This window comes from Bradyrhizobium sp. AUGA SZCCT0283, from assembly GCF_018130385.1.
Classification (GTDB): Bacteria; Pseudomonadota; Alphaproteobacteria; order Rhizobiales; family Xanthobacteraceae; genus Bradyrhizobium.
In genome coordinates, this window is the sequence record NZ_JAFCLU010000020.1 from 55934 (window position 1) to 69134 (window position 13201).

A 13201-nucleotide genomic window follows, 5' to 3' on the forward strand; every position below is an offset into this window, starting at 1 on the left:
GAACGGACCTGCAATGACGTTGGGCAGCTCACCATTCAAGACAATCGCTGAAGCCGCGAATACCCGCGAGATATTCCTAACGCACTTGACCAGAAGATACGTCCGGACAATCGGGCCCTACCGCTTGGCCCCAAGATACGTCGTCCATGCGGCGCTGGCCAAGGTCTGCGATGCTTTGCGGGCGCATGTCTTTTCGACTTCCGCAATGATCGAAGACACACTGATTCTCGGCTGTGTTTGGCCGCTCGCCGCGGCAACGTAGTTAAGTCCCGTCCAGAAACCGTGAATCCAGACCGTCCCCTCCAACAGATGCTCTTCGGTAGACCGCCAGTGAGCGCAACTCATGCCCCCTGCTCCGACCATGTCGACTGAAACCTTGGCGTCCTGCGCGGACGCCACGCAGATCGAAGCGCCAAAAACGATCGACGCAAATAGAGATGGCTTTATCATCCACCAGGTCATCTTGGCACCTCTCGCCCGAACGCCAAAGTCGGCTGTCGCGTAAGTCCAGCGATCGGGTTGTCTACCGGAATGGCGCTACCAATGCTGCCCGCAGGGTCCGCGGCACCATCGAGGGTTCGATCAACGTGGCTTCTCTACAGCGTCACCACGAATTAGGCCGCAGCGTGACGAATGAAGGTGGCGTCAGCCTTTCTGCCGTTCTCACCTGTAGGCGCTAAGATGATATCGTAGTCATTGCAATTGCGGCGACAGCGCTCGCAATCGCGCAGTGTATGAGCCCACGCGCCGGCTTGTTTGCGCCTAGGCGCCGGCCATCGCCTGCTCGATGCCGACAGCGCCGCATTAGCCTTGGCCCCATTAGGCCAGCCGGCCTGCACCATGTCGGGCCGGCCGCCGCCGCCCTTGCCACCGAGCGCCCCGGAGCCCTTGCGCACCAGCTCGCGATATCGCTCATGACGCCGACCACAATGCTGGCCTTGCCGTCTCAGTGTCGCCGACGATCGCGACCACGACAAGCCAACCGCCAAACGTCACGAAGTCTCTGTAAGTTACTCTCTTCCCAGTCCCTTGCGATGAACCGCCTGCGGTTATCAGCCAATCGTCTGCGTCGTAGCCGAAGTTGACGTTGGCTTAAGCCGACAAGCGCACCCGGCGACTGTTCTACAACGCCAATCATGAACGTGTCCTGCAAAGCGAGGCGGTATGCCGTCCGCATTATTTGTCGGAACGAGGCAGCATACGAACGAGCGTGCGGTCTCGAAATATCCAGTGATGGATCAGCGCCGCGGCTGCGTGCATGGTCGCGAGGATCACGAGCGCATGGGCCAGAACTTCGTGCACCTCCTTTACGCTATGGGCGAAGGCACGATCCTTGAGCCATGGCGATGGAATCTCGGCCAGCCCAAAAAGCGGCAGGGCATCGCCACGCGCAAACTGAAGCACAATGCCAACGACAGGAACCGCTACCAGCAAAACATAAAGGCCGTAGTGCGCGATCTGGGCGGCAGGATCCAGCCACTTTCCCATCCATGCGCCAAATTCAGTCGCTTCCGGCAGCGGAACCGGGTCGACTAACCGCCAGGCGATGCGCGCCACAAGAAGCGCGAGGATCGCTATCCCTGCGGAAATATGAACGAACAGACCTGAATCATGTGGCCAACCCTTGGGCAGCACATTGTCGAAAGTCCCAAGCGCCCAGGCAAGAGCAACGAGGAAGACCGTCAACCAATGCAACGCCTGCGGAATAGCGCCGTAGTCCTTGGCTGAATTAAATAACCGCATATCAGAACCCTCTTTTGAAAGGTACTCCCGGCCGGCTGGTGCCCGTTGACATAGGTCAAGTGGCCCAACACGCGACCTTACCGAGAAATGAAAAAGCTCTCTTCGACCAGGCGAGGTGCCTGCTGCGTTAAGTATCTCAGGAAAATTCCACTCAGATTCCAGCTTTGTCCTGACGGTCATCAATCACGCCAAATTCCATCACCGGCATGATCCAATATGTGAGTCTGGCTCCTGCGAACGCCGTCTTGAGCCGGGCGAGCAATCGTGCGGCATCTTGCCTTTCCAGAATTGTCCGAACCAGCACCTCGTCGGCGTGACCTTTGACCTGCTCGGCCGTGGTCTGCAACTGTACGGCCGGGCCGTGACCTGCACCATCAGATGCGGTGAATCCGGATACCAGGTCGCGCTGCTCGCTGAGATAGTCGAACAACTCCTCGCGAAGCGAGCGAGCGGCGATCACCGTCAGGCAAACAGGTTGAACCGTCATTTGCCCCCCTTCGCTACGCCGCCAAACCGGCGATAGAGGATTGGCAGAAGTATCAGGGTCAAGAGCGTCGACGACAGCAACCCGCCGATTACCACGATGGCCAGCGGCTTCTGAATTTCCGATCCGGGACCGGAAGCGAACAACAGCGGGACAAGTCCGAGCGCGGTAATGCTGGCGGTCATCAGCACCGGCCGAAGCCGGCGCTTGGCGCCCTCCACGACAATGCGAGCCTCCGGGACGCCGTGGGCGCGCAACTGATTGAAGTACGAGACGAGCACAACGCCGTTCAACACGGCGATGCCGAGCAGCGCGATGAATCCGACCGAAGCCGGAACGGACAGATACTCGCCCGTCAGCACAAGCGCAAAGACACCACCGATGAGAGCGAAGGGGATGTTTACCAGGACCATCAGCGCCTGGCGGATTGAGCCGAAAGTGGTGAAAAGCAGAACGAAGATAAGTCCAATTGCAACGGGCACGACGACAGTCAAGCGCGCAGCGGCGCGTTGCTGGTTTTCGAACTGGCCACCCCAGGTGAGCCGATAACCCTGCGGCAGCACAAGATCTGTGGCCACCTTCTGCTGCGCAGCCTCGACAAAGCCCACCATATCGCGACCTCGGACATTGGATCGAACCACGCTCATACGGCCGCCGTCCTCGCGGTCTATTTTGACGGGACCGTCAACCCGGTGAATGCGGGCCACCTGAGAGAGCGCCACGTGCTGCCCGGACGCAAGCGTCAGGGGCAGGTTGGCGAGTAAGGTAGGCGCTTCGCGCGTCTTCTCACTTCCACGCAGCAGTATCGGGGTGCGGCGCCCCTCTTCCAGGGCCGTGCCGATGGTCCGGCCCTCGATCTGGGTGCGCAGCGAGGCGGCAATCGTATCCACCGCCAAACCGAGACGACCCGCCTCCAGCCGGTTTACCGAGACCGTATAATACTGCGCGCCTTCATTGAGCGTCGTGTACACGTCCTCTGCGCCATCGATGCCGGACAGGATCGCCGACAGCTTGCTTGCTATCTCATTGAGCTTCGTGATGTCAGGACCGAAAATTTTCACCGCGACGTCGCCACGCACGCCGCTGATCATCTCCTGGACGCGCATGTCGATCGGTTGCGTGAAGCCGAGCGACAGTCCCGGAAAGTCTGCGAGCACTTGACGGAGCTGCTGAAGGAGGGCGGACTTGTCGACCGTCCTTCTCTCTTCCGACGGCTTCAAGACCAGAAACGTGTCGGTCTGATTGAGCCCCATCGGATCGAGGCCGAGCTCATCCGATCCGGTACGAGCAACGATTCCCGCGACGTCAGGTACGCGCGCGAGAATGGCAGACTGAAGCCTCGCGTTGATCGCATTTGCCTGATCGAGATTGACCGACGGAATTGCCTCGACGCTGACGATGATGTCGCCTTCGTCCATGGTCGGCATGAATGTCTTGCCGAGTTTGGTGTAGGCAAAGCCGGCCGCAACGAGGGCCGCCACCGCCGCGACCATCACCTTGCGCTCATTGGCCAGTGCCCATCCAAGCGCAGGCGCATAGCCTCGTGAAGCGAGTCTGATCAGCCATGGTTCCCGGTGCGGGGCCGCCTTGAGCAGAAACGAGGTCGCTACCGGAATAACCGTGAGCGCCAGCAACAGCGAGGCGGCGAGCGCAAAGATGATTGCGAGCGCGACGGGAGTGAACAGCTTTCCCTCGAGGCCCTGCAGCGCAAGCAGCGGCACGAATACTATGATGATGATGAGCACGCCCGTTGAAACCGGCTCCAACACCTCGCAGACCGACCGGAACACAGTATGGACGAGCGGCGTCGTCTTCCCTTCCCGATCCTTGCTGAGATTTCCAACGATATTTTCGACGACGACCACCAGTGCGTCGATCAGCATGCCGATGGCGATCGCCAGGCCACCCAGACTCATCAGGTTGGCCGACATGCCGACCGCACGCATGACGATCAGCGCGATCATGATCGCAAGCGGCAGGCTCAGGGCAATCACCAGCGAGGCCCGCCAGTTGCCGAGAAACAGCAGCAGCAGCACGATGACCAGAACCGTGGCTTCACCCAATGCCCGCACGACGGTTCCGACCGCGCGGCCGACCAGCCGGCTCCGGTCATAAAACACGTTGATGGTAACGCTCTTCGGCAGCGAGGGCTGCAGCTCCTGCAGGCGCTGGCGGACGTCGCGCACGAGCTGACCGGCATTGGCACCGCGCAAGCCAAGCACGAGTCCTTCGACCGTTTCGCCGCGACCGTCGACCGTGACGGCGCCGTAGCGCGTCAGCGAACCGACCTGAACGTGGGCAACATCGTTGACCCGGATCGGAATGCCGTCCCTGGTGTCGACCACGATGGCCTTGATGTCATCGATCGAGCGGATGCTGCCTTCGATGCGGACAAGGGCGCTGTCTTCTCCCTGGTTGACGCGGCCGGCGCCGTCGTTGCGGCTATTGGTCTCGATCGCCCGCCGAAACAGGTCATACGAAATGCCGCGTGCCGCAAGGGCATCGCTGATCGGCACGATCTCGAAGGCCCGGACATGACCGCCAAGCGAGTTGACGTCGGCGACCCCCGGAACGGTTCGCAGCGCCGGGCGGATCACCCAATCGAGCAGACTTCGCCGCTCGGCCAGCGAGAGATCGGGACTGTCGATCGTGAACATGAACATTTCACCGAGAGGGCTCGTGATCGGGGCGAGGCCACCGGTCACGCCCTCCGGAAGATCGCGCGCGATATTGGATAGCCGTTCCGAGACCTGGTTGCGCGCCCAATAGATGTCGGTGCCGTCTTCAAAATCGACGGTAATGTCGGCGAGCGCGTATTTTGTCGTCGAGCGAAGGATCTTCTTGTTGGGCAATCCAAGCAGTTCGAGCTCGATTGGAACCGTGATCCGTTGTTCGACCTCCTCGGGGGTGAGACCCGACGCCTTCATGATGACTTTCACCTGCACGGGTGAGACGTCAGGGAATGCGTCGATCGGCAGACCAGGCAGAACAACAATGCCCGCGCCAATGAGCAGAAGGACGCTCAAGGCGACAAACAGGCGCTGCGACAGCGCGAAAGCGACCAAGCGCTCGAGCATTATTCGGCCCCGAGCCGTAGCAAAATCCCTCGCAGGGCGGTGATTCCACTGACGGCGACCTCGTCCTTGTCCGTGATCGCGCCCGACACCACGACGTGGTCTTGATCCTCGGCGAGGAGCGTCACAGGCGCCAGACGAAATCCGCCCTCGATTGCAACAAAGATCGACGCCTTGTCTCCGCGCCGGACAAGCGCGCTATAGGGAACCTCCCAGGCACTTTCACCGGAGGAAAGAAAGCTGATCCGTACTGCGGCGGTTTGCCCGGGGCGTAGTTCACCCGTATTCGGCACTTCTGCTCGCACCAAAATAGTCTGGGTCGCCGCATCCGTTGTTTCCGACACCAGTATGACCTGCCCAGGGGACGCGTAGCCGTCGATTTCCACTCTCGCTCCTGGTCGGATGGCGCGGATGCTCGATGCCGGAATCGCAATCTCGGCCCATAAGGTCGACAATCGTGCGAGCTTGACGAGCGGCGCCGCCTGCTCAACCCGCTGGCCTGGGGAAACCATGATTTCAACCACTGTTGCCTGCTGAGGCGCAGTGACCGAAACTGTCGCCGTAATCGCCGTCTCGCTGGTCAGGCGCGAAATGGCTGCGTCTGAGAGACCGCTGAGCCGAAGCATTTGCCGCCGTTCCGCCACGACGATGCTTGCCTGCCGGGCTTCGGTCTGGCTGGTCTCCAGAACGCGTTGCGGCACCGCCTTTCCTTCAAAGAGGTCGGTGTTCCGTTTGAGCTGCTGGGCGGCAAGTGCGTCCTGCGCGAAGGCATGCAGGTAGTCACGTTGAAGCGACACAAAGCTCGGGCTCTCAAGCGTGACGAGAGGCTGGCCGGAGTTGACCCGGTCGCCTCGTGCAACCGACAGACCATTGACCATGCCGGCCACGGGAGCGCTCACGACCCACAATTGGGGCGTGGGAATAACAATCTGGGCGGGATAGGGCAGTGTCTGGTCGGTTCGGCTCGATACGGGATGCACGACGCGAACGCCCAGGGTTTGTGCCTGCGCAGGACTGACCTTCACCTCGTCCTCGGCTAACGCTATGGTTGCGGGGCCAATCAGGACGAGCGCAAGCGAGGCTCGAGCCAACCTCCGCCATGAGCAAAGACCTCGGATCGCCTGAGCGAGCTTCATCGGCAAAAAACCATATGATCCGGTGGCGCCGCCAAGTCGCGCGTTCCGTTAAACTTGAGTAGTCCGTCCGGGCTCCCATGCTTTGATTTGCGTCAAGCGACAGATGTGCTGGATGATCCGGCCGGCTAGACGACGCGAGAGCGGCCTAGTGCTTCAACGGTTTCCAGCCAGTGTGGTTGAAGTGTGTGCCGTACAGTTCCAGTGCCTGCACAATCTTGACGGCGCCCTCGTCGCGCCCCTTGTCCGCCTTCATGACGGCAATGCCGTCGAGAATCTGTTCCAGGACGATGTGAAGCTGGTGATCGGCCTCCTCAGGCAACTTGCAGTTCGCGGTGACATAATCAATCTGCCCCTGCACGCGTCCGGCCAGTTCATCGAAGGCCTCACGGGAGAATTTGTTGGCGTGAATAGGAGGGAGCGCATCCGCCATTGCTGTGCGGATCTCGCTCATCCCCCGCCGCAAGGCCTCATCGGTCGGCCACTTCTTGCCGTTGTCGAGCTTGATTTCGGCGGTGGCGGCGTGGGCGTGCGGCTCGGCCGCAACAACCCCAGTCGGGGCTATTGCCAAGCCGAAGGCAATCAATCCCGACATCAACAGCTTTGTGGTGAGCATGTCGTGTTTCCTGCTGGACCCGTTGCGGGCTGTATCCGTTTGTCTCATTGAAAGATAGGGACGGTCCGAAAGCGGAAGTTTGCGCTGACGCAACGTTCGAGACGATTTCAGAAAGCCAGTTCGCTCATGCGAGCTACTTGCAGCGGGCTTACCGCAGTTGTCCCGAGGGCCAGAAGCGCGCGGGACGTTCGTTTTTGGGTTATTCGCGATCGAGTCAGCAGCAATTACGGCAATGTCGCTATGCATCAGCTATGACAAATTCGTGACCACTCAGGCACCGACAGCCCCACGCTCGCCTTGGCGCGATGGGGGCCGCCGGCCTGCGCCATGTCGAGCCGCCCGCCGCCCTTGCCGCCGAGCGCCTCGGAGGCCTTGGGCACCAGATGCGAGCCGCTAGTCCCGTTCCGCTTGCGCAATTTCGGCAGGCGCGAGATCGCCCTTCAGCAGTTCCGCCGTATCGGCCAACCGCGCCTCGGCGGTATCCTTCACATGGGCTGCGAGATCGGGCAGCCGCTCGATCAGGGCGTGAAAATCCTGCGCGTCCAGCGCCAGCAGTTTGGTCTTGCGCGTCGCGGTCACCGTGCCGCTGCGCTTGGTACGGTGCAACAGCGCGATTTCGCCGAAGAACGTGCCGTTCGACAACCGCACCCGCTGGCTCGGCAGTTCGATCTCGACCTCGCCCGCAGTGATGAAATACATCGATGAGGCCGGATCGCCGCGCCGCACCAGCACTTCGCCTGATTCGATGGTCTGCGCCCGCAACAGCCGCATGATGTCGACGATCTCGGAGGCGCCGAGATGCGAGAACAACGGCACCCGCGCCAGCATCGCCCAGGTGACGATGAAATCGCGCCGCCGCACTTCATCGGTGAATGCGCGCGAGACGATCGCGACCGGCAACGCGATCATTGCAAAGCCGACGACGATGGCAAACACCGATACGATCTTGCCGAGCGGCGTCACCGGCACCACGTCGCCATAACCGACGGTGCCGAGCGTGACGATCGCCCACCACATCGCCTGCGGAATGGTGCCGAACTTGTCGGGCTGGACGTTGCGCTCGATCGCATAGAGCAGCGAGGCGAACAGCAGCACCGCGCCGGTCAGGATCACGACGCAGCCGAAAAGCGTGCGGCGCTCGGCATGGAGCGCCGCCAGCAGCGAACGCAGCGCCGGCGAATAGCGCACCAGTTTGAAAAACGGCAGCAAGCCGAACAGCACCAGCGCCGAGCGGTCGCCCACGGTCAACGCGATCGCCGCCGGCAGGAAGGCCATCAGATCGATGATGCCGAGGCTGGAGAAGGCATATTCCAGCCGGGCCCGCGCCGGCGTCACGGCACGAAGCGAATGCCCGACCACGCTCCACAGCCGCGCCAGATATTCCAGCGCGAACACCACGACGGCGGCGACTTCAATGGTGGTGAACAGCCAGCCCAGCCCGGCATCGAATTCCGGCACCGAGGCCAGGATCATAGCCAGCACATCGAGGATGATGATGGCGACGATCAGTTGGGCAAAGCGCGAGCCGACCGAATGCGGCAGATGATCGTGTTCGAGCAGTTCGTAGAGCCGGTCCCGGAGGTCCGGGTCGCTGCTGGCGCGTTTGCCCGGAACGGTGGCCACGATCGATTGTCTCCGTCAGCTACCACATTTGGTAGCTCCCTCGCCCCGCTCTTCGCGGGGAGAGGGCGTAGGCGGCCTATGGCCACCGTCCTTACTTAATAACAAAAGAACGCCGATGCGAAGCATCGGCTATGGTGAGGGGCTGCTTCCGCAAGTTCGAAAGAGGAGCGTACGCCGAGAGTCCCCCTCACCCGGATTGCTACGCAATCCGACCTCTCCCCGCAAGCGGGGCGAGGTAAGGTGGCACTCAGAGCGCTCAGGCGCCAGCCATCGCCTGTTCGATGGCCGACAGCGCCGCGCTCGCCTTGGCGCCATCGGGGCCGCCGGCCTGCGCCATGTCGGGCCGCCCGCCGCCGCCCTTGCCGCCGAGCGCTTCCGAGCCCTTGCGCACCAGTTCCACCGCGTTGAAGCGCGCCGTGAGATCGGCGGTGACGCCGACGACGATGCCGGCCTTGCCGTCCTCGGTGACGCCGACGATTGCGACCACGCCGGAGCCGATCTGCTTCTTGCCGTCGTCGACCAGGCTTTTGAGATCCTTGGTCTCGACGCCCTCGACCGCCCGCGCCAGCAGCTTGACGCCGCCGGCTTCGCGAATGCCGGCAGCAGCGCCATTCCCGACCGACGTACCGCCGCCCATCGCGAGCTTCTTGCGCGCATCCGACAAATCGCGCTCGAGCTTCTTGCGCTCCTCCATCAGGGCCGCGATCCGCGCCGGCATGTCGTCGACCGTGGTGCGCAGCTCCGACGCCGCGGTCTTGGCGACCGCCATCGTATCGTTGGCGTGCTTGCGCGCATGACGCCCGGTCAGCGCCTCGATGCGCCGCACGCCCGACGCCACCGCGCTTTCGCCGGTCACCGAAATCAGACCGATATCGCCGGTGCGCCGCACATGGGTGCCGCCGCACAGTTCGACCGACCAGCCGAGAGCATTGGTCCCTTGCGCGCGGGCCTGCTTGCCCATCGAGACCACACGGACCTCGTCGCCGTATTTTTCGCCGAACAGGGCGCGCGCCCCGGCTTCGCGGGCATCATCCACCGCCATCAGCCGCGTCGTGACCTCTTCGTTTTCGAGCACCACCTCGTTGGCGATGTCTTCGACACGGGCGAGCTCTTCCGCCGTGATCGGCTTCGGATGCACGAAGTCGAAGCGCAGCCGATCCGGCGCGACCAGCGAGCCGCGCTGGGCGATGTGATCGCCGAGCACCTGGCGCAGTGCCTCATGCAGCAGATGCGTCGCCGAGTGATGGGAGCGGATCGATGACCGGCGCGTGTGATCGACTTCGAGCTGCAGCGCGGTGCCGACCTTCAGCGTGCCCTGCTCCACCGTGCCTAGGTGCACGAAGAGATCGCCGGCCTTCTTCTGCGTGTCTGACACGCGGAACTTGACGCCCTCGCCCGTCAGCAGGCCGGTATCGCCGACCTGGCCGCCGGATTCCGCGTAGAACGGCGTCTGGTTCAGCACGATCGCACCGCTCTCGCCGGTCTTCAGGCTGTCAGTATCCTTGCCGTCCTTCACCAGCGCGGTCACCACGCCTTCGGCGCTCTCGGTGTCGTAGCCAAGGAATTCGGTGGCGCCGAGCTTTTCGCGCAGCGGAAACCAGACGTTTTCGCTCGCGGTATCGCCGCTTCCCGACCACGACGCGCGCGCCTTTTCGCGCTGCCGCTCCATCGCGTCGGTGAACGACGCCTGATCGACGCTGATGCCGCGCGACTTCAGCGCGTCCTGCGTCAGATCGAGCGGGAAGCCGTAGGTGTCGTACAGCGTGAACGCGGTGTCGCCGTCGAACATATCGCCCTTTTTCAGGCCGGCGCTCTTTTCGTCGAGGATCGAAAGTCCCCGCTCCAGCGTCTTGCGGAAGCGGGTCTCCTCCAGCCGCAGCGTTTCCTCGATCAGCTTTTCGGCGCGCACCAGTTCGGGATAGGCCTGCCCCATCTCGCGCACCAGCGCCCACACCAGCCGATGCATCAGCGGCTCGCGCGCGCCGAGGAGCTGCGCATGGCGCATGGCGCGGCGCATGATCCGGCGCAGCACATAGCCGCGGCCTTCGTTGGAGGGCAGCACGCCGTCGGAGATCAGGAACGACGAGGCGCGCAGATGGTCGGCGATCACGCGCAGCGAGGCCTTCTGCGGCCCTTGCGGGTCGGCGCCGGTCAACTCCGAGATCGCCCGGATCAGGGCGACGAACAGATCGATGTCGTAATTGTCATGCTTGCCCTGCAGCACGGCCGCGACGCGCTCCAGCCCCGCGCCGGTGTCGATCGAAGGCTTTGGCAGCGGATTGCGCACGCCGCCTTCGAGCTGCTCGAACTGCATGAACACGAGATTCCAGATTTCGATGAAGCGGTCGCCGTCCTGCTCGGCCGAGCCCGGAGGGCCGCCCCAGATCTTGTCGCCGTGATCGTAGAAAATTTCCGAGCACGGCCCGCACGGGCCGGTGTCGCCCATCTGCCAGAAATTGTCGGAGCCGGCGATGCGGATGATTCGCGACTCCGGGAGACCTGCGATCTTCTTCCAGAGATTGAAGGCCTCGTCGTCGTCGATATAGACGGTCGCCGTCAGCTTGTCCTTCGGCAGGCCGAATTCCTTGGTGACGAGGTTCCAGGCCAGTTCGATCGCGCAGTCCTTGAAGTAATCGCCGAACGAGAAATTGCCGAGCATCTCGAAAAAAGTGTGATGCCGCGCGGTATAGCCGACATTGTCGAGGTCGTTGTGCTTGCCGCCGGCGCGCACGCATTTCTGCGAGGTGGTGGCACGCTGGTAAGCGCGCTTCTCGACGCCGGTGAAGACGTTCTTGAACTGCACCATGCCGGCATTGGTGAACATCAGGGTCGGATCGTTGCGCGGCACGAGCGGTGACGACGGCACGATCTCGTGGCCGTTCTCCGCAAAGAAATCCAAGAATTTCGACCTGATCTCGTTGACGCCGCTCATGTTCATCCAATCGGAAATGGGGCCGGGTCAGGCCCGCAACCAGCCTTTAACCTTCCGGCGGAACGCTTTTAGACAAGGCCGCCCACGGTGTCCAGAAACTGTGCAGGCGGATCATAGGCTTGCCGCAGCACACAAGATGGGCGCGCACATCCCGTTGATAATGCTGCGGCTGCGTTGACAGGCTTGGCAGGGCTGTGTTTCCCTCTTATCTGTAAGACGTCACGTCGGGAGAGATCGGCTTAAGCGCCGGCGCCGAAGGAGCAACCGCCCCGGAAACTCTCAGGCAAACGAACCGCGTGACGAAATAGCATCTGGAAAGTGACGCCGGGCGGCTTTGGCCCAAGGCGTCCGCCGACGGGATAATACTCTCAGGCACAGCGACAGATGGGGCTTTCTTTCGGGTTTTCGGGGGCTGGTCCCCGGAACCCCTGAGGGTCCCCGAATGCTGGCGCGCGACGAATCTCCCCTGAAACGCACCCCATTGCACGCGCTCCATGTGGCGCGCGGCGGCAAGATGGTTCCCTTCGCGGGTTACGAGATGCCGGTGCAATACCCGGCCGGCGTGCTGAAGGAGCACCTGCATACGCGCGCGAACGCCGGGCTGTTTGACGTCTCGCATATGGGCCAGCTCGCGCTGCGTCCCAAATCAGGCCAGGTCAAGGATGCGGCGCTGGCGCTGGAGCGGCTGGTGCCGCAGGACATCGTGGCGGTTGCGCCGGGACGGCAGCGCTACGCCCAGTTCACCAACGAAGACGGCGGCATTCTCGACGATTTGATGGTGGCGAATTTCGGCGACCACCTGTTTCTGGTCGTCAACGCCGCCTGCAAGGCCGAGGACGAGGCGCATCTGCGCGCGCATCTCTCCGATACCTGCGTCATCGATTCGCTGGCTGGTCGCGGCCTGATCGCGCTGCAGGGACCGAAAGCGGAAAAGGCTTTGGCGAAACTTTGTGCAGACGTCACGGCAATGCGATTCATGGATACCGGCCCGCGCCAGGTGGCTGGCCTGGACTGCTTCGTCTCGCGCTCCGGTTATACCGGCGAGGACGGTTTTGAGATTTCGGTTCCGGCCGCACAGGCCGAAGCATTGGTGACGGCGCTGTTGGAAAACCCGGACGTGCTGCCGATTGGTCTCGGCGCGCGCGACAGCCTGCGGCTGGAAGCCGGGCTCTGCCTCTATGGCCACGACATCGACACCACGACGACGCCGGTCGAGGGCGCGCTGGAATGGTCGGTGCAGAAGAGCCGCCGAAATGGCGGCGCGCGTGCCGGCGGCTTCCCCGGCGCGGAGAAGATTCTCGCACAATTCGAAAAAGGCGCGGCACGCCGCCGCGTTGGCTTGCGGCCTGAGGGCCGCGCGCCGGTGCGCGAAGGCGCGCTGCTGTTCGCGGACGCCGCCGCAAGCGAACCGATCGGCAAGGTCACCTCGGGCGGCTTCGGCCCGAGCCTCAATGCGCCGGTGGCGATGGGCTATCTGCCGACATCGCTGTCCGCCAACGGCACACGGGTTTTCGCCGAAGTTCGCGGCCAGCGCCTGCCGCTGCAGGTCGCTGCCATGCCCTTCGTTTCCAACACCTATAAACGGTAGATCACCAG

At 62.7% G+C, this 13201-nt stretch carries 9 protein-coding genes, 1 pseudogene and 1 riboswitch; of the genes and pseudogenes, 1 reads left to right on the forward strand and 9 read right to left on the reverse strand.

What is annotated here, in order from left to right; all coding sequences use genetic code 11:
* Positions 1 to 117 precede the first annotated feature (117 nt).
* The 9 genes and pseudogenes from JQ624_RS24975 to alaS all read right to left on the reverse strand — a co-directional run bounded on the left by JQ624_RS24975 (position 118) and on the right by alaS (position 11605).
* Positions 118 to 462 (reverse strand): hypothetical protein, encoded by a 345-nt coding sequence (locus tag JQ624_RS24975; RefSeq protein ID WP_212421565.1) that lies wholly within the window; start codon positions 460 to 462, stop codon positions 118 to 120.
* A gap of 714 nt (positions 463 to 1176) precedes the next feature.
* On the reverse strand, positions 1177 to 1743 hold the full coding sequence (locus JQ624_RS24980; protein ID WP_212421566.1) for a cytochrome b: 567 nt from the start codon (positions 1741 to 1743) through the stop codon (positions 1177 to 1179).
* A 151-nt stretch (positions 1744 to 1894) separates the two neighbouring features.
* Entirely contained in the window at positions 1895 to 2230 is a 336-nt protein-coding gene (locus JQ624_RS24985; protein ID WP_212421567.1) for a DUF3240 family protein, read from the reverse strand.
* Positions 2227 to 5304: an efflux RND transporter permease subunit gene (locus JQ624_RS24990; protein ID WP_212421568.1), complete on the reverse strand. Its 3078-nt coding sequence runs from the start codon at positions 5302 to 5304 to the stop codon at positions 2227 to 2229. Before JQ624_RS24990 ends, JQ624_RS24985 begins: the two co-directional genes overlap by 4 nt.
* Positions 5304 to 6437, reverse strand: a complete 1134-nt coding sequence (locus JQ624_RS24995; RefSeq protein ID WP_212421569.1) for an efflux RND transporter periplasmic adaptor subunit — start codon at positions 6435 to 6437, stop codon at positions 5304 to 5306. The genes JQ624_RS24990 and JQ624_RS24995 overlap by 1 nt, the downstream gene beginning before the upstream one ends.
* A 145-nt stretch (positions 6438 to 6582) precedes the next feature.
* Positions 6583 to 7050 carry a hypothetical protein gene (locus tag JQ624_RS25000; RefSeq protein WP_212421570.1) on the reverse strand — a complete coding sequence of 156 codons (468 nt, stop codon included), beginning with the start codon at positions 7048 to 7050 and terminating at the stop codon, positions 6583 to 6585.
* A gap of 245 nt (positions 7051 to 7295) precedes the next feature.
* Positions 7296 to 7436, reverse strand: a pseudogene (locus tag JQ624_RS39370) (DHHA1 domain-containing protein); the annotation flags it as partial.
* Positions 7437 to 7443: 7 nt separating this feature from the next.
* A complete protein-coding gene (locus JQ624_RS25005; RefSeq protein WP_409334373.1) occupies positions 7444 to 8676 on the reverse strand; it encodes a cyclic nucleotide-gated ion channel in 1233 nt (410 codons plus the stop codon).
* A gap of 253 nt (positions 8677 to 8929) precedes the next feature.
* Positions 8930 to 11605, reverse strand: coding sequence for an alanine--tRNA ligase (alaS, locus tag JQ624_RS25010; protein WP_212421572.1), 2676 nt, complete (start codon positions 11603 to 11605; stop codon positions 8930 to 8932).
* A gap of 214 nt (positions 11606 to 11819) precedes the next feature.
* A riboswitch (glycine riboswitch) is annotated at positions 11820 to 11910 on the forward strand.
* Positions 11911 to 12047: 137 nt separating this feature from the next.
* Here alaS and gcvT point away from each other — a divergent pair.
* Positions 12048 to 13193 (forward strand): glycine cleavage system aminomethyltransferase GcvT, encoded by a 1146-nt coding sequence (gcvT, locus tag JQ624_RS25015; protein ID WP_212421573.1) that lies wholly within the window; start codon positions 12048 to 12050, stop codon positions 13191 to 13193.
* Positions 13194 to 13201: the final 8 nt, after the last annotated feature.

Coding starts and splice junctions, on each gene's coding strand:
- JQ624_RS24990 (WP_212421568.1), bottom strand. CDS start 5,304: ATGCTCGAGCGCTTGGTCGCTTTCGCGCTGTCGCAGCGCCTGTTTGTC.
- JQ624_RS24995 (WP_212421569.1), bottom strand. CDS start 6,437: ATGAAGCTCGCTCAGGCGATCCGAGGTCTTTGCTCATGGCGGAGGTTG.
- gcvT (WP_212421573.1), top strand. CDS start 12,048: ATGCTGGCGCGCGACGAATCTCCCCTGAAACGCACCCCATTGCACGCG.
- JQ624_RS24980 (WP_212421566.1), bottom strand. CDS start 1,743: ATGCGGTTATTTAATTCAGCCAAGGACTACGGCGCTATTCCGCAGGCG.
- JQ624_RS24975 (WP_212421565.1), bottom strand. CDS start 462: ATGACCTGGTGGATGATAAAGCCATCTCTATTTGCGTCGATCGTTTTT.
- JQ624_RS24985 (WP_212421567.1), bottom strand. CDS start 2,230: ATGACGGTTCAACCTGTTTGCCTGACGGTGATCGCCGCTCGCTCGCTT.
- JQ624_RS25000 (WP_212421570.1), bottom strand. CDS start 7,050: ATGCTCACCACAAAGCTGTTGATGTCGGGATTGATTGCCTTCGGCTTG.
- alaS (WP_212421572.1), bottom strand. CDS start 11,605: ATGAGCGGCGTCAACGAGATCAGGTCGAAATTCTTGGATTTCTTTGCG.